Here is a 22032-nt window from a genome sequence, read left to right on the forward strand (position 1 = left end):
ATTTTCAACGTGTATATTTTGGCGTTTGCTCATTTCGTTTCCAATTGGCTGATCAAACTGTCTTTTTGCGCAAAAATTTTTTGTGTAAAGAAGCAGTGCTGTGATGGCGAGTGGCAGTTTTTTAGATGATTTACAGACTACCCAGGATCATAACTTCCTAAACCGTATATGCTTCGCACGCCCGTTATTGATCTCGAAACCGGCAACTGACTTGTTGGCGTCTCTCTGGAAAATAAGATCGCGCAGCCACCAGTGCTCTCCTCCAAAGTGGTCTGCGTCTATGGGTTTTATCGTAACAACCCTGTTCCGGGGCTGCACAACCACTATTTTATCGCCGCTTAGCTGAATTTTAAAGTTGACGGATAATTCTTCACAATAGTAATCTCCGGTATACTCCCGGTAGGCGCCCAGGTCAACATCCTGCAATTTGACGAGCGGACAGGTTTTGTTCCCGACAGTGAACAGCATTGTATCCGCACTGCCCTGCCGTGCTTTATGCCAGGTGAATTGAACCGGTTTATCCTTGCCGGCAAACTTGTTACCCGATACCCTATAAATATCAAACCGGCTGGGTTCATTGGCAAATTTGCCATAGATGTTATGGTCAACCACATAAATGTAGAGCAGGCTGTCTTTTGAGAACCTGTAATAGCCCTCTATTGCCTTCTCCACTGTTTCAGGGGCCATGTTTTTCACTTGCGGGGCCGTGGTGGGAGATGTACCCGGGCTAAAGGAGTTTTTCAGGTAAATATCAGCCAACTGCATGGCAATGTTCTTTGGGTCCAGCAGTTCCATGTTCCCTGAAATGATGATAGACAGCGCCTGGTCAGGAAACCGGCCGATGTATGAGCGGTAGCCGGCGTCATAACCATCATGCCAGATCAGTTTTTGCCCGCGGTAGCTGGTGATGGCCTGTCCGAACCCATACTTCAGTTCCGGCCCCTGGCCGGCATTGCCTGGCAAATGTTCCACCATGCGGATTATGCTGTCATTACCTGCAATTTTCCTGGAATAATTGGATACCCATTTTATCAGGTCATCCACTGTTGTGTGCAAGCCGTTTGCACCCCTGGTAGTAGAATGAATAATACTTTTTTTGTAGCCGGTCTCGGTTATACTGTAGGATTCAGCACGATTGGGAATGATCTGCTGGTAATCCTCAGGAAAAAAGGTGTTGTTCATTCCAAGCGGAAGAAAAATATGCTGTTTTGTCCATTGGGGGAAAGATTGCCCCGTAGCCCGCTCTACGATAAGCGCCAATAATGAATACCCGGAATTGCAATACAAAAATTGATTGCCGGGCGTGAAATTCAAGGTTTTTTGTTGGAGGATCAACCGGAGCGCGTCCTGGTTGGTAATCACATCATCCGGCCCCCATCCGGCCAGGTAGAGCAGATCGTATTGGTCTTTCAGCCCTGCTGTATGCGTAACGAGGTGTAAGATAGAAATTTTATGCCCGTAGTCTGGAAGCTCAGGGATGTATGTATGCACATCGTCCGAAAGAGAAATAGTGCCGTTGCCGGCCAGCAGGGCAATGGAAAAAGCGGTAAACTGCTTTGACAGGGAAGCGGCATTCATAACCGTATTGCTCTTCATGGGAACGCCGTACTCAAGGTTTGCCATCCCATAACTTCTTTTGAATAAAACCTGTTCCCCCTTTAAAACAGCTACCGAAAGCCCAGGTGCGTCTGAACGGTGCCATGGAGCAAATAACGCTGCTGCGTTTTTTGTTACATTCGCGGAATCTTTGGCAGATTGAGAAAAAGAATACTGGCAGGTAAAAAAAGCCAGGAAGAAGCATGCGGTTCGTTTCATAAGCCAATTGAGTAGTGTAGCAGACAAAGATATGGTTTATGTATAATAGCCTACTTCACCACCTCACTCACCAGAATAACCGGCGCCACATCAGTATACTTCGCAAAATCCGCCCGGATCGCCTCCCTGTTTGGAGCTATAGCCGCCTGGTACTCACGCAGGCTTTTTACATAAAAGGTACCGATGGCCATAAAAGGCAAAGGCTGGTCAGGAATACCGCTGGAAAGCCCTTTTTCAATAGTATACTTCACCAGGTTGGAGCCTAGAAACCCTGCCACCATGGGCATGTGTTTGGCTTCATAGTACGCCATGTTGAAGGTTTTACCCTCGGCATAAGGGTACATGACGGATATTTTGATCAGGCCTTTTTCAGCCGGCTTCTCCTGGCCGGATGCAACAAAACACGTGGTTAAAAGCAAAAATGATAAAATGAGTTTCCACTTCATGGCTAGTCAGGTTTAGGCTACGAATTTAAATAAAAAGCCACGCAGATGGCATGATCTGCGTGGCTTTTGAACTTTTTTAGCGCCTGATATCTTTTTACCCGAGGGGCTTTACATCACGCGCGTTGTACCCGCGTGATGTTCTTTCCCGGTCAAAAGAGACCTTATCCTTTTCCTTCACAGGCCCCAGCAGCTGGTTGGCATGGAAAAATACACTTTCCTTTGAATTGTCATCAGCAATAAACCCGAATCCTTTGGAGGTATTAAAGAAGGTAACAACACCGGTTCTGGCGGGTTCTGGCTGGGGAATGGCCCTGTTTCTGGCTACGGTTGCCAGCTCGTGCAAACCCATGCCTTCATTGGCGCTTTTGGGCGGTACGGGGGTAAGGTTTCCATTCTCATCAACAAAGGCCAGCATGTCTTCAAGGCTTTTTCCCTTGTCATTGTTCAGCTTCCGGTCCCTCATTTTCTGGGCCTTTTCTTCTTTCAGCTTTGCTTTTTTGTTTCTCTTTTCCTTTTTTGAAAAAGATTCAGCCATATTTTGTTGTTTTAGTGATGTCGCAAAATTGCGGTATGAAATATCAATAAACGATAAAAGGCAGTACGGCCGCTGGAAGAGTAGAGACTGAGGAAGAAAAGAAGTAATTCCAACTAATTCAGAAGAAGCGGGGGCAGAAGCCAGTTGTTTATTTTGACAAAGATAGTCATTTAAATTGACTTTTGCGGCGAAAATTCTATTATAAGTTTGACGTATATTGATTCCCGTGACGCAAATAGTAGAATTGGATGACAGCCGCTGCCGGATTCCGGCAATAACTGCAGCATTCACAGTATTTCATACACTTCGCACAATGCCGCCCTTAGCCCGGATTTCATGGAAGTATTTTTACGGCATGAAAAAGCTGCTACTTATATCGGTATTAATTATATCCACCAGGGCCTATTCACAACTGGACTGGCCCAACTACTCCACTTCCATTGACAATGCGCAAGGAACGCCTTCCATTGGCGTGGCCATTCCCTATAACGGCAACTACCACAATTTTGACAAGAACGTGGTGGGCATCTCCCACTGGAACCCCGGCAGCAAATTAGGCATTGACACAGCGCTCAATGCCCAAACTCCGCTTTTCTTTGTGTATGACACTGCCGGCGTGTATTTCCTGCTGCCGGGCGTGAATGAAAAAAACGCGCGGGATTATGAATTCACCGTTTTACTGGATAATAAATCGGTCATTACTCCCTGGGGGCCGGTGAACCGCTTTACGGAACAATCCATCGGCAGCATGAAGGCCGGCAGCGGCATCAGCGGGAACTACCGCGCCGGCACCGGGCAATACCTGGTGGCGCAGCTCAGGAACAAGGCCGGCCAGGTCATTTCTTCCAGGGTTGTCTATTTTAAGAAAAAAGCCCCGGCTATAGCGTTGCTCAGTACGTCTGACAATGCCCGGGCCTTTACCAGCCTTATAAAAAATGAGGATCATTTTTCGGATAACCGGCAAGACCTGGGCTGGCACCGCCAGTATACCAGCAGCCTGGCCGGGGATTCTGCCCGGCTGCAGCTGGCGCATAACGAAAACAATATACTGGTGCAGATAGATGCAAAGATCTACCGGAAAGAAGCACTGGAATACGCGTTGTACAAAGGGAACACGGAAATAAGGCAGTGGGCGGGCAATGAGCGGGCCAACAATTACATCCTCCTGGAAAACCTCGCTCCCGGCAACTACCGGCTCCTTACCCGGTTTACCCGGCAGCCGGAGAGCATCACTGAGCTGCGGTTCTCCCTGGCCCCTGCCTGGTATAACACAGCCGGCTTCTATGCGGCTACCCTGGCCTTTCTGGCTGTGGCCGCCGCGGGCTGGTACTTCCTGGCCAAATACCGTAAACAGAAACAGGCGTCCGCGCTGGCCCATAAAAAAGCCGAACAATCTACGGAAGCCCTGCAGAACATCCATGCGCTGTTAAACCCGCATTTTACGTTCAACGCGCTAAGCTCCATCCAGGGGCTGGTGATGAAGGGGCAGGTAGACGCCGCCAGCACCTACCTCTCTTCTTTCGGGGCGCTTTTACGGGAAACGCTCAAAGAAAGCAAGTCAGATCACATCCCCCTCACCAAAGAGCTGGAAAACCTGCAGCTTTACATTGGCCTGGAGCAGCTGCGGTATCACTTTGTTTATGATCTTGCAGTGGATGCGGACATTGACCTTTTCACCACCGTGATACCGCCCTTCCTGCTGCAACCTTTTGTTGAAAATGCCATCAAGCACGGTTTTTCCAAAATGAACGGAGAGGGCGTATTGACAATCAATATACTGAAGCAGGAAAATGACATGCTGGTAAAGATAACCGATAACGGCCCGGGCTTCGATACCGCGGCCTTGCAGGAAGGTTACGGCCTGAGCCTTTCCAGGAAAAGGATCAGCCTGCAAAACCGGGAATATGGCGAAGAGCTGACAGGCCTGCAGCTGGATAGTACGAACAAAGGCGCCACCGTGATTATATCATTCAAAAACTGGTTATAAAATGTTCCGCGCAGTTATAATAGATGACGAGATCAGCAATATTGAGAACCTGACGATCATGCTCCGGAAGTATTGCCCGAAAATTACCATTGCAGGCACCGCTACCAGCGTAGACCAGGGCTTGCAGGTGATGATGGAAACAAACCCCGCTATTCTGTTCCTTGACATCCAGATGCCGGACAAGGGCGGGTTTGACCTGCTGAAAAGCATAGCAGCGCCCGATTTTGAGGTGATCTTCGTTACCGCCTTTGATCAATATGCCATACAGGCCATCAAGTTCTCGGCCATTGACTACCTGTTAAAACCCATCAATACCACGGAACTGGTGAATGCCGTCAACAGGGCCATAGCCAACATTGAGAAAGAAAAACAAAACGAACGCCTGCAAAACCTGGTGTATTCCATCAGCCACAAAAACCAGCTCAAGATTGCCGTACCCGGCAACAAAGAGACGCTGTTCATCAGCCCGGAAACCATCTTGTTCTGCAAATCGGATAATAATTACACCGTGCTTTACCTGCAGCACAACCAGAAGCTCACCTCCTCCAAACCCATATTTGAGTATGAGGAGCTGCTGAGCGCGCATGGCTTCATCAGGTGCCACCAGTCTTACCTGGTAAACAGCGCCTTTATCAAAAGCTGGATACGGGTAGACGGAGACCGGCTGCTGATGGAAGAAGGCCATGAGATACCCATTTCCCGGAACAGCAAGGAAAAGGTGAAACAGGCCATCGGTATGAAGTAATCCCCTCAATTTATTGTATGAAACACGCTATGCTCGTGTTAGCTTTACTGCTAACGCCGCTCTTCCTATTCCCGCAACGTCCGGTATCCGGACACGTCAAGAACAGCAACGGCTCCCCTGTCCCCCATGCATCGGTATACCTGCTCTGCGGCAGCAAAAAGGCCATTGCCCAAACCGTATTGTCTGACAGCCTGGGGTGGTTCAACATAGACAGCCTCCTGGCCGCCCAATGCTTTATTTTCGCTTCTTATCTGAACCACCGGTCAGACACGGTAGCCGTTACCGGGCAAAACAGCCCGTATACGTTAACGATCCGGGTAACGGAAACGCTTTTGCAGGAAGTGACCGTTGCATCCGCCGCGCACATCGTCCAAAAACTGGCAGACCGTTTCATTTTTACGCCAGACAAGTCCCTGTCTGCCGGCGCTACCGCCCTGGAGGTGCTGAAATTTGCGCCACTGGTGCAGTACGATGAAAAGACCGCCCTCTTTTCCATCATCAATAAAGCAGGAACCGTTGTTTACATCAACAACAGGAAATCCAGCCTTCCGAAGGAAATGATCATGGCAACGCTCCGCTCTACCGCCGCTGCTGACATCAAAAACATCGAGATCATTCCCCACCCCGGCAGCGAATACCCGGCAGATGCCGCCGGAGGAGTGATCAATATCAACTTTAAGAAAATGTTCAATGAAGGATGGTCTGGCAACCTGGTGGCCGGCAGCGACCAGGCCAGGTACAATACCACTCTGCTGAATGGCGCGGTCAATTACCGGAAAGGTAAAACGGGCATCCGTGTGTCTCCCTTCCTGAACAACAGCTTTAATTATCACACAAAAGAGAGCGGGATCATTAAGGAGGCCGGGCGGGAAAATATCTCTTCGGCATCATACCGCCGGTATATGGTGACCGGCGGCGGGCTGGGGCTGGACTATGACATGGGGAAAAGCAGCCTGTTCAGCTTTAACGGGTTTTACTCAACCGTGAACGGGAAAAGCAGGAGCACCAGCCAAACTGTTCCACCTCCATCCTCCGGCTCTCCCTATTTTTCCCCGGTATCCGGGAAAGACCGCTATACCTACAATTTCGGGAACATTTATTTTCAGCATGCGTTTGATTCTCTGGGCAAACGCACGTTTACGGTCAATATCGATTACAACCAGTTTTACCAGGAAGACAAGACGGAAGGCCGTTTCGGGGAAACAGCCCGGTACAGGAGCCATCTGCCCCAGCAATTCTTCAACCTTTCCCAGCGGGCGGATTACAGCGTGCAGCTCAGCAGCAAAAACAAAATCAGTACAGGCGTACAATTCAGCAGCACCCGGCTAACCAACAACCTGACCTACTACAGCTGGGATGACATTGCCGGCAAATTCCAGCTCAACCAGCAACTCACCAACCATTACAAATACCGGGAAACGTATGTAGCAGCGTATCTCAGCCTTTCGAAATCCTTCTCTGACAAGATCAACGGCGTTGCGGGCCTGCGGGCGGAACAGCTCAATTACGCTTCCGTAAATGTCAAAGACGGTATTCAGTCAGATACCAATTACCTGGGGCTGTTTCCCAGCCTTTCCCTCTCCTGTGCTGTCAGTAAACAAAACAATATTTCGCTCTCGCTTTCCAAAAAACTGAACCGCCCCGGTATCAGGCAGCTCTTTCCCGGCAGAACTTACCTGAACCGGGGTTACATCCAGGAAAACAATCCCTTTCTGCAGCCCGTGACCACGTATAACGCGGAAATCATGTACACCCTGCAAAACAAATATTACTTCTCCGCCGGGCATACCGTTAACAGGAACCAGTTTGGCCAGCTCATCGTCCCGCTTGTTGAGAACAATACCACCTTGCTCAAGAAAACATACCTCAATTACGGCAATACGAACAATACTTATTTTTCATTCTTCAGCCAGCAGTACCTCGTTAAGAAGGTCTGGAACGCAAGCCTCTCGACCAATGTAAATTACACCCGGTACAGCATCAGGCAACAGCAGGCAATTTTCCATACCACGCGCCTCGCCAATCTCCACTATAACCTGGCATGGAACAACACCCTGACCATCTCCGGAAAGGGGAACTGGCTGGGGTTCGCACTTTTCAAGTATAACAGCGCTTTCAAAAACATGGCGTATGAAAGGCAGAATGGCCTGTTCTCGGCAGACCTGGGCATCCGGAAAACCGTCAGGAATTGCAGCGCCACGCTGTACCTGGCGGATATTTTTAGTACCAACGGGAACTCTCGCTTGCTGTACCACCCCAACCCTGCATATGCCTATCATTACCAGGAAGAGCAGTACTACACGCGCACGGTATCCCTGAGCCTCCGGTATGCTTTCGGCAACAACAAGCTGAAGCTGAACAAAAACAAAAGTTCTGCGAATGAGGAGATCAAGGACAGGATCGGCCGCTAGTTGCATGTTAATTTTATTATATGTAACTTTATGACGAGCACCTATTCAACGAGAGACAACCACCAATCCTATGCCTGTAAAAACACAGCTGAAAAGCCTGCTTTTCATTGCTTTAGCCGCAATTACCTGCATTTCCTGCAAAACTACCGAGCTGGTACACATCAATGTATTGAAACCGGCGCCGGTAACCATACCGGCCTATGTTAAACATCCCGGTGTGGTGAACAGGACTACCATTACCGCGCAGCACAAGACGGTAGACGCTGTTGACAAGATATTCAGCCTGGAAGGGAAACAGCTGGACGCCGAAGGGGCGCAAAGCAGCGTAAGAGGGCTGACGGAAGAGCTGCTGAAGAACAACCGCTTCAACGATGTAAAAGCGCTGGGCGAGCTGGACCTGACCATCAATGCCCCGGGCCTCTTCTCCGCCCCGCTCTCCTGGGAAACGGTAGATAAAATTTGCAAGGAACATGAAGTAGACGCCCTCTTCTCCCTGGAGCTGTTCGATACCGATTCAAAGGTCAGCTACGCCACCGCACCGGTTACTTTGAAAACCCCGCTGGGCAATGTACCGGGACTGGAACACCGCGCCAGCATGCTGACCACGGTGAAAACGGGCTGGCGGATCTATGACCCTGCCAGCAGGAACATCCTGGATGAATTTCCCCTTGCCAGGGACCTTACTTTCTCCGGCAGGGGCATCAACCCGGCCGCTGCCGCCGGCGCGCTGATCAACCGCAAAGAGGCGGTAAAGGAAGTGAGCGCACAAGCGGGGCAATATTATGCCATGCGGATCATTCCCTACCGCACAAGGGTAACCAGGGATTATTATGTAAAAGGCACCGACAATTTCAGAACAGCCCGGCGTAAAGCGCAAACCGGCAACTGGGACGGCGCAGCGGAACTGTGGAAGAAAGAAACCACCAACCCTAGCAGCACCGTGGCGGGCAGGGCCTGCTACAATATGGCCATCATCTGCGAGATCAACGGAGAGCTGGAACTTGCCATTAAATGGTCTCAGAAGGCGTATGAGGAATATAACAACCGCCTTGCGCTGAAATACATCCGGCTGCTGAAGCACAGGCAGGCGGGTGATGCATTGCTGAAAGAGCAGCAGGTGGAGTAGTGTGCAAATCCCGGCGGCGTTAGCTCTTACTGTACTTCCGTATGAGCCAGATACCGGTCAGCGTAACAAGCCCGCCGGCAATTGTGTACAGGGTGATCTTCTCTTCAAGGTACAGATAGCCCAGTGCGGATGCTACCAGTATGCTGATATACTCATAGGAAGATGCAACGCCCACCGGGAGATGGTCATACACATACCCTACCGCCCAAAATGCGAAAATTGAACCCGGCACTACCAGGTATGCCAGGGCGCCCAGTAAAGGCAGGTCTACTGCCGGGAATTGCTGCATCTCCCCTGCCGCCGCTGCTGCCATAAACAAGATCAGGCCACTGCATAACATCTGCCAGCCCAGCCCGTAGTAAACGCTTACGTCCGGCCTGATGCGGCGCATGAATATGACGCCTGCGCTCCAGCACAAAACAGCTGCGAAAGACAATACATATCCCCAAATATGCGCCATCTGCATTTGCCCCGGAGGCCGGGCCACCAGCAGCGCCACCCCCGCCACGCATAGCAGCATGGCAGCGGGCAGCCTGATGTTCGCCTTCCCGGCAGTTACTACGGGAAGGAATATGAACAGCGGGGCAAGACTGCCAATGATGGCTGCAATGTGGGAAGGGATAAAAAGAATGCTCCAGTAGCTGAGGCAGCCGTTTAGTGTAAACATCAGCATAGAGCCAGGCAGCAGCCGCCACATGGTACCGGCGGAAGGTATGGGGCGGCCTTTGCATAGGTAGAACCCCGTCAGCAGTGCGCCAGCCATCAAGTACCTAATCCCCATAAGCAGCATCACGGGCATGCGCTCCAGTGCCTCCCTCGCCACCATCCAGGTGCTGCCCCAGATGAGGCCTATTGCCACCAGCACAACGTATGGCGCGGGCCTGAACCTCGCCATGCTTATGGTTTGTTTTTCCAGTTATTCCAGAGTTGCAGCGCATTCAAGCCCGTAGCGGTGAGGTACCGCTGCCTTTGTGCTTTATATTGTGCAAGGGTGTTGACGGCGCGGCGGTAAATGCTGGAATCGGTTTCGGAGGGTGTATGCCCCTTGGGCATGGCATAGGTAAAATATCCTTTGTTGCCTGCGTATACGGGGATGGCAAAGAAATCCCTTGGCACCAGCTTGATAGTGGTATCCCGCTCGGTTTGCTGGTTGGCGGCCACGAAGAAATCCACGGCGTATAAAGGATAGCCGAACAGCAGCCCGTACGCGCGGTTACGGTCGTGCCGGCTTTCGTATTCAATGACGGGGAGCACTACGGCAGGGTCACTATCCGGCGTAAAGCCCCATTGGCCGAAGAAAGCGGCATGCTGCGCCATCAAGGAGGCAAACCTGCTTTTGCGCACAACATATATCTCCACATACCGCACATGCCCCTCAGCACGGGCAAAGGGCATCATTACAAACTGGTGGTCTCCCTTGCTTAAAGCAGCGCAGATCTTCGCATACTTTCCTGCCAGCGCAGGCAGGCTGTCTGCCGGGGTCACCACCTGGTCACCGTCCTTTACGGAAGCCGGTTTTGCCACCGGGAGCCGGAGGAATTTTACGCTGCTGATCGGTTTGATGGTATCCAGTAAGGTGTAGATAGCCTCATGGTCTAACGCATAAGCCAGCATACTGTCTGCCAGGCTACGGTGGTCAGCCTGCAGTTTGGCCAGCGGGCGTGTTACCTGGCAGGATGCCACCATGATGATGGTGAGAGAAAAAAGTAAATACTTCATTAAAAAAGGATTGAATATTTTAAACGGATGGTTTTGTTGGCAGTGTTTTCAGGCCCAAGCTCCCCTCCTGCATGTGCTTCGATACCGTGTGTTATGTGTAGGCCTGAATGCAGCATGTAAGCACATGTAAGGGACGCCATGGTGCGGGAGCTGGCAAAATACCGGTAGTCCGGGAATATCAATTCCCGCACTATCACATTGCTGGCGCCTTGCTGCCAACTATCCTGCAGCACGTGACGGTACCCTGCAGCGGGCTTCAATTGCAGGCAGGTACGGGGAGAGAGTTGTTTTCTCCAGTTGAGCACCAGCAGCCCTCCGGCGCTTGTGGTATTAAAACCGGTAGCGGTGGCCATGTCGGCAAACTCGTCTTGCTGCAGGAAGGGGCGCAGTTCCAACTGGATGTTCCTTTTCCAGTACCCTGCTTTTGCCGATAGCCGGCGCCGTGTGGAATAAGCGGTTTGTGCATGGTACGCTACATCATCGGCATGGCCATTAACGGCATCGAAAGAAATGGCGGCAAAGTGGCCTCTGTCTATGCCTTCAGCAAACAACGACGCCGCTCCGCCAAACCGGTTCTCGTGGTAATAACCATATGCCTGCCGTTTGATCACGCCTTCGTACACCGTTTCTTCGTTTACCGCTCCGTAGATGCTGACCAGTGTAAAGAGCCGGCCTTTTCTGTAACTGTAGTGCGCGCCTGCTTCATACAACATGCCGCGGCGCTGCCTTTCCGCGTTTACGAACGGCGCCCGTGTGTAGGTGCCATAGCCCCGCAGCCTGTACAGGAGCACATTACCGGTGCCGGTGTTATAAAACCCCAGCTCATTGTCTTCCTGCACAGACTGTACTTTTCCATAGGCGCCAATGCCGGCATGTTTCCCGGCCTTCCAGGTGAGGCCGGGCGCCAGTGAAATATTCCTGTAACGGTAGAACGGCTTGGGGTCGCTTTTACGCGCGCCGGAGCCAACGTGGTAAGCAATGTTCAGGCCCGCATGCCAGCGGCGCCCGAATACGGGGGTATTAACGGTGGCGGACACCCGGAGATGGTCTCGCTCCCAATTGCCGCTGCTGCTGTCCGTCCATAAGAACGGGTTGCCTTCATACGGGTCATAAACGCCGCTCCATGCAACATCCTGCTCCAGCTGCTTGTTGTATGACACGGCGCCCTGGTAGGTCCAGCCATTGGCCTTTGCATACCCGGCGGCTGCTATACCGAAGTGATTGGCCGCCGCGGCGGCCATCGGCCTGCGCAGCTTTCCGCCAGTATGTTCCCACCCGCCGGCCACGCGGGTATAATGGGGCCGGTTTGACTGCCATAAGGAAGCGGGGTTCCGCGTGAGCGGGAACATGTCTGGAAGGCGGCCATCTTCGTAAGCATGCAACGTGTCCCGGCCGGGCGCCTGTGCCTGTACAGCAGCGGTACAGCACAGGCTTGCCAGAACGGCCAGGGACATACTGAGCTTTTGCATTACTGGAATACTTTCGGCGCGGGTGCGGCCAGTTTTTCAAAATCTGTGCTGCTGTTGTTCGTATCCTGCAATACTTTTCTGCCGTTAATGGTAGTAGCGGTTTTGCGGCGGAAACTCTGCATATTGTAAGTATCGTCAGCGTGAACAAAACCGGCGTCCAGCGCTGTGGGGATACGTTTGTAGGCAACGCTGCCGGCATCTTTAAGACCTTCAAAGGCATCAATTACCGCTGCATTCGGCACCTTTATCCTGGGGTCTAGCGTAGTGCCGGGGATGGCCACCTTTTCCAGGGAATTGAAGTCTGCCTTGAAGATCACCACACCGGGCCCGAATACGGTGAGCAGCCAGTCAAAGCCGCCGGTGAAGTACACCCGCTCCAGGTTAGGTACGCCGGGAGCGTCTGCATCCCTGCCGTCAGGGCGCTCATTGTACGTTTCCCAATCGGCTTTTGAAAGATCAACGGGACTGGCGGGGTTCAGGAGCGGGTCTTTATGATTAACACCGTCCTGCGCAACGATAATACTCCGGCCCGGCGCCAGCTTCCGGTCTTTCCCGGTGCCGGGGATGCGCCATACATTATTCAGGTACACATGCTGGTTGTCTGTATTGAAGGGCGTGGGCAGCGAGTTGGGATTGATGAGGCCGGAGTTGCCGTAGGCGTCTCCAATGCAGAGGCTGTCCAGGTACAGCGTATCCGTTGAATTGTTATAGATCTCCACAAACTGATCGCTGAAGTACGTGCCGCCGGCTGCTGTTTTGCTGCCGGTATAATATACTTCCTTTATCAGCAGGCTGCCGGCCACTGTGCCCTGCAGCTCCAGCGTGAACGTTGCATCCTGCGTACCGCTTACTGCTACGTTGCTGGATGCGGCGTTCAGCGTCAGCTCCTGGCTGACGCCGGTAAGCGTCAGCGCCTGCTGGGCGGTCAGGCTGCGGGTAACGCTGATGTTATAGCTGCCGGGCAATACGCCTGAAAAAACGGCCTGGCCGTCATCTCCCGTGGTAGCGGTTTTTGTTGACCCGTCGGCCATGCTGGTGATGGTAACGCTTGCCTGTGAAGCGTTTTGCTGGCTGTAGGTGGAGGGATAATTCACTTTTACCGTAACGTTGGCCGTTCTGATATCTCCTGAACGGTTATTGTTGCAGGCCGTAAACAGCATGCCTGCCAGCAGCACGAGAGTGGTAATCTTTTTCATATTTATTTATTGGTTTGTTTTTTTGTTAATCTGAAGTTGAACTCGGCCCCGAAAAAAAGCGGTTCATTGCGCCTTATAAGCCCGTTCAGGTTGGCATCGTAATGCAGCGGGCGGTAGTTCAGGAAATTATTGGCATAAAAAGAAAAGCCGGCGCCGTTTTTCCATTCTTTGGTGAGCCGCAGGTTGAAGAGGTGTAACGGCGGATAGGCGGTTGCCCTGAGGTCTGATTGCACCCTGATCAATGACTCGTATTCGGGCAGTTTTGCCTGTTCCGGCGATAGCAGGATCACTTCTCCCCTCCTGTTCAGTACGGCCTCCGGGTATATGCCGAGCGGCACGGGGCTGTTCCTGCTGATCCACACCGTTTGCCACAACGCGGAGAAGATCATGTTCAGCTGCGGGAACCGGTGTATGAACCGCACGCTCGTATTCATCCGTGAAGACACCACCCGCCCCGAGGAACGGTAAATGCCGATCAGCTCCGGCACCGTAGCGCCCTGGTAAGCCTTTGCCGCATCTATGAACGGGCCGTTGTCATAAGTTTCCGTGCGGATGTAAGCGCCCGTAATGTTGAATGATGTACGGATGTTGCGTATCTCCGGGATGTCAATAGCATATTCAACACCGCGGTTCATGATCTTCCTGTTATTGACGGGCACGTCATACGGGGCGAAGAAGGTGTCCGTCCGTTCATAGCCCAGCACCGGCGGGGCCCCAACGGGTTTTTCTATGGCCTTGAACTTGTCATACGCAAAGGCTTTCAGCTCCCGGTTGATGGCAATGGCGTTGCGGGTGGTTTCGTTAAAGAATGAAATGTTGGCGGAGAAAAGTGGTTGTTCCAGGTCAAACCCGAATTCCCACTTTTCGGCGGTGTATGGGTTTAGCTGCAGCCCATCCAGCTTAATCACGCGCGTGGTAATGATGGCCAGGCGCTCCGCCGGGTTCTCCGCGAAATAGTTAAAGTTCACCAGGTCAAAATAACGGTTGCCGGGGTAGAGATAGCTGAGCGGGGGAGCCTTTGCCGCAATGCCGTAGCCGCCGCGCAGCCACAGGTTACGCACCACTTCGGCGGCCAGGTTGATCCTTGGCGCGGCAATGGTTTTGTACCTGCTGCGGAAAATGCCCCGGGGCGCCACATTATCCAGGCGGAGGCCGAACTGGCCCATCAGCTTGCGGTCTCCCAGGGATGCGGACACCTTGTCTTCCGCGTAATAGGCAAGCTGGTGCAAGGCGGGAACACTGGCATAACTCCGCGGGCGGTCTCCCATGCTATAGTTCTGCCGAGGCGGGTAGAGCGGGTTAAACTGCCTCCCCTCGCCAAAGTTTACATCCATGCGCCATTCCGCGCCTGCAGACAGGCGGTGCATCAGCGCGCCCGTACTTTTTACGGCGGAGGCTTCCAGCCTGGCGTAGCCGTTAACCGGGCGCCCGTCTACCGTGGTTTGGTTGAGATATTCGCTTTTTCCGAAGAACCCCTGTTGGGTGGTATCTGTGGTGGCATCGGAAAGCGGGAAAACATCCCGCGTTACCAGCGTTTGATAATAGGCTGATTGCCGGCTGGCGGTCAGCGCTACCGTGTAGTGGAGGTTTTGCAGCCAGGGGCGGCTGGCCTCCCATTTCCCTTCTGAGCTGACCTTCACGCCATAGTCATCAGCGTAGTTTGTGTTCTGATAGCGCAGGTCATCGGGAGATTGCTTCTGCTTGTCCAGCGTTTTGTACGCGGAGAGAATGTTGGTAGTGGAAAAACGTTTTGCCTTTCCCCATGCCTGTTGCCAGGACAGCTGGCCCTGGAAGCGGCTATACTGGTTCAGCCGGTCCCGTACATCCGCACGGGAGCGCGCCAGGTCTGCGCCAACGTTGAAGGTGCTGTTTTTGTTCTTTCCCTGGAAGCCCCATAGCCATGCAAGCTGCACCAGGTCAGGATTTACTCTTGTGCGCAGTTCCGGCTGCATGACGCCTATCCTGGATTGCACAAGTATCAGTCCTGAAGTGAGGTCTCCAAACCGCGCGCCGGGAATTCCGCGGATGACCTCGATGTTCTCAATATTATCCGCAGGTATTTGCCGGAGGTCATTTCCTCTCCCGGCAACGGAAGAGAACGGCGGCAACGCGCCTGGAGCCGAGTTAAGTATGGTTACATCACTCTGCAGGTTGGCATTATTTGAAACAGGCACGCCGTCCATGACCACCTGCGTGCCGAGCGCGCTGGCCCTGGACGCATCAGTTGTAGCGGATGCCTGCCGTAACATGGTTTGCTGGGCAGCGCCGAGATTGGGGTTGGTTGCAAGCTGCCCCGGTACAAGTTGTAACACATCAGCCAGGCTTACGGGCTGGGTATGAATGATGGCAGATTTGTCAATGATGGAAGACGATCCTAATATTCTTGGCCTGGCGGTAACGGATATTTCCCTGAGCCCCATAATGCGTTCTCTCAGGGTAATATCCCCCAGGTAAGGGCCGGGAACGGTAACATCAACCAGTACCGGTGCAAAGCCCGGCCGGGTAACGCTGAGCCTGTACTTCCCTGCCGGAACGTCTTTCAGCAGAAAAGCCCCGTCATGGCCGGACAGCGCGAACTGTTCTATGGGAAGAACATCTATCCTCGCCCCTGCCAATGGAGCTTTGGTGGTCTCGCTCCTGACGGAGCCGCTGATAGTATAGGATGGCTGCGCTGTTGAAGGCAACGCCACGCATATGCAGGCAGACACGGCCATGGCATGCCGGCTGACCAGCTTCCACAGGAAGCCCGCGTAAATATTTTTCAATATCCACTTTTTTAGAAAAAGGAAATGCCGCGCGGAAAGGGTACCGCGGGTAATGGAAGGAAGCAGTTAGGCAGTGAAGGGTGGCGCTCTGCCAGGGCCGGAGTGGATAAAGGCCCGTTGCGGCCAGCATACCGTGCGGGGATGCCGCAAAGATATTTCAAAGAAATGGGGTACGATGGGTTCGCCGCCAGGAACAGGCAAGGTAAAAGACACGTGCGTGTAGGGCGCTTCACAAACGGGGCATACCGCCGTTATCCTGCTCCCTTCTTTGTCAACGTGGTGAACCTGGTGCTCATGATGATGATGGAGATGTTTTAAGGTAGCAGGTGCAGCCAGCAGGAGCATCAACACTCCTGCCAGGATATTTCTGAACCATATTTGTTTACTCTCTCTCATCAGGCACTATAAAAATGCAATAACGTTGCAAATATAGTTTGCTCCAGCGGGAATTCAAATACCAGGGTATATTTTATGCACACCATCCGTAATATTCACCTTTTGTATGTATAATATCCGACTTTTACATACATTTACGTAATTAATACTGAACATGAAAGGCACAAACCTCGGAGAATTTGAAGAACTGGTGCTGCTCACCGTTGCTGCGCTGGTTAACGACGCCTACAGCGTAGCCATTTGCGACGAGCTCTCTGACCATACAGGCCGTTCCGTAAAACTGGGCGTGGTACATGCGGTGCTCAACCGCCTGGAAGAGAAAGGATTGGTGAAAAGCGAGCTGGGAGAAGCCACCAAGGCCCGTGGCGGCAAACGCAAGAGATTCTATGAACTCACCATGCAGGGAAAAACGGCATTGCTCAACGCCAAGTCTATGCGGGACCAGCTGTGGGCCCGGATACCGGCGCTTGCCTGGAAAAACGTGTAGCATGAAAGACCAAGGGCAGCACCGTCCCCCCTCCTGGGCGCAGCAGTTTATAGCATGGTATTGCAAGCCGGGGCTTGTGGAAGACCTGACGGGAGACCTCAACGAATGTTTTGAGCGCAACGTGCAGCGGTTGGGGCCGCGCCGTGCCCGGCTGATCTATATGATTGACGCCATCAAGTTCTTCAGAAGTTATACGGTACGAAAATCAATATTCTCCACCTCTTTTATGAACCGGATCATGATCGGCAACTACGTCAAAACATCAGGGCGCAACCTCCTGCGCAACAAGCTGTTCTCCGCCATCAACATCATAGGCCTGGCCATCAGCATGTCTGTTGGGCTGCTGCTGATAGCGTTTGTGCTGGACCTCCGGTCTTACGACAAGTTCCACAAGCATGGGGAAAGGATCTATCGCATCACCAACATCTACACATCTAAAGGTGAAGAAAGCGGCAAGTTTGCATCTACCTCTATCAAAACCGGCCAGCTCATCCGCCAGAAAGTGAGCGGCATCGAAGAAGTGGTTATTATGCGCAACAACTTTTCCGGAGATGCGCAGGTGGGAGACAACATCCTCCCCGTTCAGGGCTACTGGGCGGAGCCTTCGCTGTTCAGGGTGTTTACATTCCCGATGATGGAAGGCAACCCCGAAACGGCGCTGAAAGACCCCTACTCCATTGTGCTCACTGAAACAGCCGCCAGGAAGCTGTTCGGCAACCAGGCCGCGCTGGGCAAGGCTGTCAAAATAGATACGCTTGATTACCTGGTGACGGGTATCATGAAAGACATCCCATTCTTTTCACACCTCCATTTTGAAGCGCTGGTATCATTGTCTACCGCGGTACAAGTCAACAAAGCCGATAAAAATTTTGCCGCATGGACCAATATGTGGCACAACGCCGTGTACCTCCTGCCCGCTGAAAATGCGGACATGGCCGCCATCCAGTCACAGCTCAACATGCTGGCGCGGGAAGAAAACCTTGCCGAAAAAGACACCAGGATCCAGCTGGAGCTGCTTCCATTGTATAATATAGTGGTTGGAGAAAGCCTCCGCCAGTCAGAGGGCGGCCCTCCATTCATGGGCCCTCACATGCCGCCTGTTGTGCTTTGGATACTCGGCGGGCTGGCATTGGTGGTGATATTATCCGCATGTTTCAACTATACCAATCTTTCCATTGCACGCGCCATGCGCCGCTTTAAGGAAATAGGGCTCCGCAAGGCTATAGGCGCCGGCAGGGGCCAGATATGGCAACAGTTCCTGGCCGAAGCGGTCATGATCTCCCTGGCCGCCCTCCTGCTGTCATTCCTCCTGTTCCTCCTGCTGCGGCCGCTGCTGATCAACATGGCCCCGGAAATGCAACGCCTGGTAAAGCTCGATCTTACGCCTGCCATGGTGGCGGCCTTCATTGTTTTTTCAGTGACCGTGGGGGTGATTGCCGGCTTCATGCCCGCCGTATTCTTCTCGAAAGTGAGCCCGCTGAATGCATTCGGCAATGTTTCTCCGGGGAAGGTGTTCAAACACCTGACGCTCAGGCGCGCATTGGTGGTAGTGCAATACACCGTTACCCTGATCTTCATTACCACCACCGCCGTGGGGTATGTGCAGTATAAAAACATCCTGGCGTTTGACCTGGGCTTCAACACCGAAAATATCCTCAACATCAACATGCTGGGCAATAAGCCCGATGCCATGCTCAAGGAGCTGGGCGAGATGCCGGAAGTAACCGCCCTCTCCCGGTCACTGGTTACTACCGGCGTAGGGAACGCCTGGGGCGGTAATATGAAATACAAAGATTCCCAAGATTCTGTGCTGGTGATGACCAACCACGTAGACGAGAACTATTTGCCGCTGCACGGTTACAAACTCCTGGCCGGCGGGAACTTTATTGCACGCCCCGCCACCGCGCAGGCCGTCAGCGAGGTGATCGTGAACCAGCAGGTGCTAAGGCGGTTCAACATCGGCGCCGGCAACCCGGAAAAAGCCATCGGGGAACAGGTCTCCCTGAACGGGCGTAAAATGACCATTGTAGGCGTCATGCAGGACTTTCACTACGGCAAAGTGGAGAACCTCATTGGCCCGGTGGCCTTCACCTTCTGGACGCCTGAAGACAGGGCCATCATCAGCGCCAAAATAAAAAGCGCAGATATGCCGGCCACCATGGCCAAAATAGCCTCTACCTGGAAAAAGATTGACCGGGTGCACCCGTTGGAGGCCGAGTTTTACGATGAAGCCATAGAAGATGCCTACAGCGAATTTTCCACTATGATCAAGATCATCGGGTTCCTTTCCTTCCTGGCTATTTCCATTGCCTCTATGGGATTGTTCGGCATGGTGGTATTCACCACCGAAACAAGGCTGAAAGAGATCGGCATCCGGAAGGTGATGGGCGCCAGCTCCGGCAACCTGGTGTTCCTGCTGAGCCGCGGCTTTTTGCTGCTGCTGTCTATATCGGCACTCATTGCCCTGCCGGCAACCTACCTCTTCTTCAGGAATGTTGTGCTGGTCAATTTCCCTTACCACACGCCGGTGCAGGTTACGGAACTGTTTATTGGTTTGGTGGTAGTGCTGCTGATTGCGTTCATGATGATAGGGTCACAGACGATGCGGGCGGCCAGGAGCAACCCGGTGGAGGTGTTGAAGAGTGTATGAAAGCCGGCTTACAGCGCCGCTTCAATTCGCCGCTGCATCTCCTCGTTCCCGGGGTACCCGGTAAATTGCTGCTTTAATGCTCCGGTCTTGTCAAATATCATGTACGTGGGGATAGCACTGAAATTGAAGCTGTCTAATACATGCCTCCACTCTTTTGAGGTCAGGTAGTACTGTTGCCCTCCGATGCCTTGTATGTGCCTTTCCCATAATTTTTGGGGTGATGACGGGCTGGTTATGTAGACAAATACCGCGTCTTTACCAACCAACTGTTTTTTTAAGTCCCTGTATGCTTGCATGGCTTCAAGGCAAGGCGCGCACCAGGTTGCCCAAAAATCGACAATAACGGTTTTTCCTTTATACCTGGAGACAATAGCACTCATTAATTCTTCGGGAGCGGTAACTGGTGTATTGTTAACTACTAAAGTCTCTTTTAGCATGGCCAGCCGCGTTACTTCTTCGTTTTTTCGCAGCAGTATCTTCTCCAGATCGCCTCCCTTGTAATAGTTTCTGATGTTTTCAACCTGCTTTGACGTCAATGGTTTCAGCTCTGTATTTAATTGCATGGCATACGCATTCCCTACCAGTATGTCATAAAACAGGCCTTGATCAGAACCGGTCAGCGTGCCCAGCATATCCTTTACACTTTTCATCCATTCATTGATGGGCGTGTCTTGAATACGCGGGATATTTAATGCATTGCTTTGCAGCAGCTCTTGCGTAAAAAGCGGGTAATTAAAGCTATACAGATATAACCGGTTATTCAGATCAAGGTCTTTAAGGAACGCATAATCCTCCCGTACAGGCTTTCTTATCGCTGAACTGTCCGGCATTTTTCCATCATTCGTTCTCCTGTAGTTTAAAACCATTTGATCATGATAACTGAATACATACATGTGGTATACTGCCAGTGAATAATCCCTGAATATGATCTCGTTGATCTTTCCGGATAAAAGGGGCGGTTTGGTCAAAACCATCCGCTTTCTCTTCAATATACCGTTTACGTGATCTATATAGACGCTAAAAGCTTTATCATATAAGGGAGCGATAGGCGTACCGGTCCTATAAGTGGTCAATTCGGAAAACTTCGCCGGGCCCTGGATAAGCTCTTCTTCAGTAAATCCGTGCATATCATTGACCTCCAGCCTATCAATCACGCCATCGTTATTATAACTGAAGGATATTTTACTTTCCTCGCCGTTTTTTAACAGCACGGTCACCATGTTATTTAAATCGATGTCCGTACTTACTACGCATCTGCTCAGATTTGTTTCTGTATTGACCTTCAGTTCAAACTGCCCGGCAAAATCGAGCAGCGTTTTATAGGTTTTGAATTCGCCTGTAAATGGCTGGGGAATTCTCAAAAATAACCATATACTATCTTTCCTGAGAGATACCGGGATGGTTACTTCGCCGCTTACACTAACAGTGCCGGCCTGCAGCACAGGAAGATCGGTTTGGGCACAAACAGTCACAGGCAGGAGAAATAACAAAATAGTATAGGTGAGCTTCATTTTACGTGATAACATGATGATTGATTTGGTCTGATACCGGATTCCGGTGCTTTCAATATAAGCTTTTTTACAGACCTCTGCTATTGATATCTGTAACAATATTATATTTTTATGTCCCCCTGCAATTGCTCGATTATTTTTTTTAATCTTGCGAAGTATAACCACCCGCATGGACCAGCACCGGCAACTTTCTGATGCAGACCTGTTAGCGTCTCTCCGTGAAGACGCCAGGGAGGCATTTACCGAAATCTACCGCCGCTACTGGAAGAAGCTCCTCGCCATTGCCTACCTGCACAGCCGCAACAAGGTTATTGCCGAAGAAATAGTACAGGAAGTTTTCATCAGCCTCTGGAACAGGCGTAATGAACTGTATGTAGACAATATTGGCGCCTACCTGGCTACCGCGGTGCGCTTGTCTGTTTTCAAGCAGTATGCCCGCCAGAAACGCAGGAGCCAGATAGCGGAGCAGGCGGCAGACCCGCTGTCGGCTTCCCGGGACGAAGAAAAGATCTTCTCCCGCTTCATGCAGCAGCACATCAATGGTATAGTAGAGGAATTGCCGGAAAAATGCCGCCTGGTGTTCAGGCTGAGCAGAGAAGAAGGCCTGGCCATACCGGAAATAGCCCAATGGATGGGCATAGCGGAGAAAACCGCCGAAGCGCATCTCACCAAAGCGCTGAAAGTACTGAAAATACACCTCAACCGCCCCCTCATCTGGGCAATTATTCTCCTCGGGTTCCTGCTTCCCTGAAAAAATTTGTGATGCCACTAAGG

Annotated in this window: 17 protein-coding genes; 8 read left to right on the plus strand and 9 right to left on the minus strand. The window is 52.0% G+C overall.

Features of this window, described 5'->3' with window-relative positions; translation table 11 throughout:
* Positions 1 to 147: 147 nt before the first annotated feature.
* From ABDW36_RS17590 to ABDW36_RS17600, 3 genes are all read right to left on the minus strand, one after another.
* Positions 148 to 1815, minus strand: coding sequence for a serine hydrolase domain-containing protein (locus ABDW36_RS17590; RefSeq protein ID WP_343703238.1), 1668 nt, complete (start codon positions 1813 to 1815; stop codon positions 148 to 150).
* Positions 1816 to 1865: 50 nt separating this feature from the next.
* Entirely contained in the window at positions 1866 to 2261 is a 396-nt protein-coding gene (locus tag ABDW36_RS17595) for an EthD family reductase (RefSeq protein ID WP_343703239.1), read from the minus strand.
* A gap of 94 nt (positions 2262 to 2355) precedes the next feature.
* Entirely contained in the window at positions 2356 to 3087 is a 732-nt protein-coding gene (locus ABDW36_RS17600) for a cold shock domain-containing protein (RefSeq protein ID WP_343703240.1), read from the minus strand.
* 64 nt (positions 3088 to 3151) lie between these two features.
* On the opposite strand from ABDW36_RS17600, the gene ABDW36_RS17605 reads away from it, so the two are divergent.
* The 4 genes from ABDW36_RS17605 to ABDW36_RS17620 all read left to right on the plus strand — a co-directional run bounded on the left by ABDW36_RS17605 (position 3152) and on the right by ABDW36_RS17620 (position 9065).
* Complete coding sequence (locus ABDW36_RS17605; protein ID WP_343703241.1) at positions 3152 to 4783, plus strand: histidine kinase; 1632 nt, start codon at positions 3152 to 3154, stop codon at positions 4781 to 4783.
* 1 nt (position 4784) lies between these two features.
* Complete coding sequence (locus ABDW36_RS17610; RefSeq protein ID WP_343703242.1) at positions 4785 to 5528, plus strand: LytTR family DNA-binding domain-containing protein; 744 nt, start codon at positions 4785 to 4787, stop codon at positions 5526 to 5528.
* Between the two features lie 17 nt (positions 5529 to 5545).
* Entirely contained in the window at positions 5546 to 7939 is a 2394-nt protein-coding gene (locus ABDW36_RS17615) for an outer membrane beta-barrel family protein (protein ID WP_343703243.1), read from the plus strand.
* Positions 7940 to 8009: 70 nt separating this feature from the next.
* Positions 8010 to 9065 (plus strand): DUF6340 family protein, encoded by a 1056-nt coding sequence (locus ABDW36_RS17620; protein WP_343703244.1) that lies wholly within the window; start codon positions 8010 to 8012, stop codon positions 9063 to 9065.
* Positions 9066 to 9084: 19 nt separating this feature from the next.
* Here the strand turns inward: ABDW36_RS17620 and ABDW36_RS17625 are convergent, their stop codons facing one another.
* The 5 genes from ABDW36_RS17625 to ABDW36_RS17645 are packed head-to-tail and all read right to left on the minus strand — an operon-like array spanning position 9085 to position 16214.
* A complete protein-coding gene (locus ABDW36_RS17625; protein ID WP_343703245.1) occupies positions 9085 to 9960 on the minus strand; it encodes an EamA family transporter in 876 nt (291 codons plus the stop codon).
* Between the two features lie 2 nt (positions 9961 to 9962).
* Positions 9963 to 10784 (minus strand): hypothetical protein, encoded by an 822-nt coding sequence (locus ABDW36_RS17630; RefSeq protein WP_343703246.1) that lies wholly within the window; start codon positions 10782 to 10784, stop codon positions 9963 to 9965.
* A complete protein-coding gene (locus ABDW36_RS17635) occupies positions 10784 to 12253 on the minus strand; it encodes a DUF6850 family outer membrane beta-barrel protein (protein ID WP_343703247.1) in 1470 nt (489 codons plus the stop codon). The genes ABDW36_RS17630 and ABDW36_RS17635 overlap by 1 nt, the downstream gene beginning before the upstream one ends.
* Positions 12253 to 13449: a DUF4876 domain-containing protein gene (locus tag ABDW36_RS17640; RefSeq protein WP_343703248.1), complete on the minus strand. Its 1197-nt coding sequence runs from the start codon at positions 13447 to 13449 to the stop codon at positions 12253 to 12255. Before ABDW36_RS17640 ends, ABDW36_RS17635 begins: the two co-directional genes overlap by 1 nt.
* Positions 13450 to 13451: 2 nt before the next feature.
* Positions 13452 to 16214 carry a TonB-dependent receptor gene (locus tag ABDW36_RS17645; protein WP_343703249.1) on the minus strand — a complete coding sequence of 921 codons (2763 nt, stop codon included), beginning with the start codon at positions 16212 to 16214 and terminating at the stop codon, positions 13452 to 13454.
* Between the two features lie 141 nt (positions 16215 to 16355).
* Between ABDW36_RS17645 and ABDW36_RS17650 the strand changes: the two genes are divergently transcribed.
* From ABDW36_RS17650 to ABDW36_RS17660, 3 genes are all read left to right on the plus strand, one after another.
* On the plus strand, positions 16356 to 16532 hold the full coding sequence (locus ABDW36_RS17650; RefSeq protein ID WP_343703250.1) for a hypothetical protein: 177 nt from the start codon (positions 16356 to 16358) through the stop codon (positions 16530 to 16532).
* 232 nt (positions 16533 to 16764) lie between these two features.
* Positions 16765 to 17097, plus strand: coding sequence for a helix-turn-helix transcriptional regulator (locus tag ABDW36_RS17655; protein ID WP_343703251.1), 333 nt, complete (start codon positions 16765 to 16767; stop codon positions 17095 to 17097).
* A gap of 1 nt (position 17098) precedes the next feature.
* Positions 17099 to 19747, plus strand: coding sequence for an ABC transporter permease (locus ABDW36_RS17660; protein WP_343703252.1), 2649 nt, complete (start codon positions 17099 to 17101; stop codon positions 19745 to 19747).
* 8 nt (positions 19748 to 19755) lie between these two features.
* Here ABDW36_RS17660 and ABDW36_RS17665 read toward each other — a convergent pair whose 3' ends face one another.
* Positions 19756 to 21273: a TlpA disulfide reductase family protein gene (locus tag ABDW36_RS17665; RefSeq protein ID WP_343703253.1), complete on the minus strand. Its 1518-nt coding sequence runs from the start codon at positions 21271 to 21273 to the stop codon at positions 19756 to 19758.
* A gap of 133 nt (positions 21274 to 21406) precedes the next feature.
* On the opposite strand from ABDW36_RS17665, the gene ABDW36_RS17670 reads away from it, so the two are divergent.
* A complete protein-coding gene (locus ABDW36_RS17670) occupies positions 21407 to 22009 on the plus strand; it encodes an RNA polymerase sigma-70 factor (RefSeq protein WP_343703254.1) in 603 nt (200 codons plus the stop codon).
* Positions 22010 to 22032: the final 23 nt, after the last annotated feature.

The organism is Chitinophaga sp. (genome assembly GCF_039596455.1).
Lineage (GTDB): Bacteria > Bacteroidota > Bacteroidia > Chitinophagales > Chitinophagaceae > Chitinophaga.

Excerpts from the sequence above, each read along its gene's own strand:
- ABDW36_RS17590 (WP_343703238.1), bottom strand. The coding sequence starts at position 1,815 with ATGAAACGAACCGCATGCTTCTTCCTGGCTTTTTTTACCTGCCAGTAT.
- ABDW36_RS17595 (WP_343703239.1), bottom strand. The coding sequence starts at position 2,261 with ATGAAGTGGAAACTCATTTTATCATTTTTGCTTTTAACCACGTGTTTT.
- ABDW36_RS17605 (WP_343703241.1), top strand. The coding sequence starts at position 3,152 with ATGAAAAAGCTGCTACTTATATCGGTATTAATTATATCCACCAGGGCC.
- ABDW36_RS17610 (WP_343703242.1), top strand. The coding sequence starts at position 4,785 with ATGTTCCGCGCAGTTATAATAGATGACGAGATCAGCAATATTGAGAAC.
- ABDW36_RS17615 (WP_343703243.1), top strand. The coding sequence starts at position 5,546 with ATGAAACACGCTATGCTCGTGTTAGCTTTACTGCTAACGCCGCTCTTC.
- ABDW36_RS17620 (WP_343703244.1), top strand. The coding sequence starts at position 8,010 with ATGCCTGTAAAAACACAGCTGAAAAGCCTGCTTTTCATTGCTTTAGCC.
- ABDW36_RS17625 (WP_343703245.1), bottom strand. The coding sequence starts at position 9,960 with ATGGCGAGGTTCAGGCCCGCGCCATACGTTGTGCTGGTGGCAATAGGC.
- ABDW36_RS17630 (WP_343703246.1), bottom strand. The coding sequence starts at position 10,784 with ATGAAGTATTTACTTTTTTCTCTCACCATCATCATGGTGGCATCCTGC.
- ABDW36_RS17635 (WP_343703247.1), bottom strand. The coding sequence starts at position 12,253 with ATGCAAAAGCTCAGTATGTCCCTGGCCGTTCTGGCAAGCCTGTGCTGT.
- ABDW36_RS17640 (WP_343703248.1), bottom strand. The coding sequence starts at position 13,449 with ATGAAAAAGATTACCACTCTCGTGCTGCTGGCAGGCATGCTGTTTACG.
- ABDW36_RS17650 (WP_343703250.1), top strand. The coding sequence starts at position 16,356 with ATGCCGCAAAGATATTTCAAAGAAATGGGGTACGATGGGTTCGCCGCC.
- ABDW36_RS17655 (WP_343703251.1), top strand. The coding sequence starts at position 16,765 with ATGAAAGGCACAAACCTCGGAGAATTTGAAGAACTGGTGCTGCTCACC.
- ABDW36_RS17660 (WP_343703252.1), top strand. The coding sequence starts at position 17,099 with ATGAAAGACCAAGGGCAGCACCGTCCCCCCTCCTGGGCGCAGCAGTTT.
- ABDW36_RS17665 (WP_343703253.1), bottom strand. The coding sequence starts at position 21,273 with ATGTTATCACGTAAAATGAAGCTCACCTATACTATTTTGTTATTTCTC.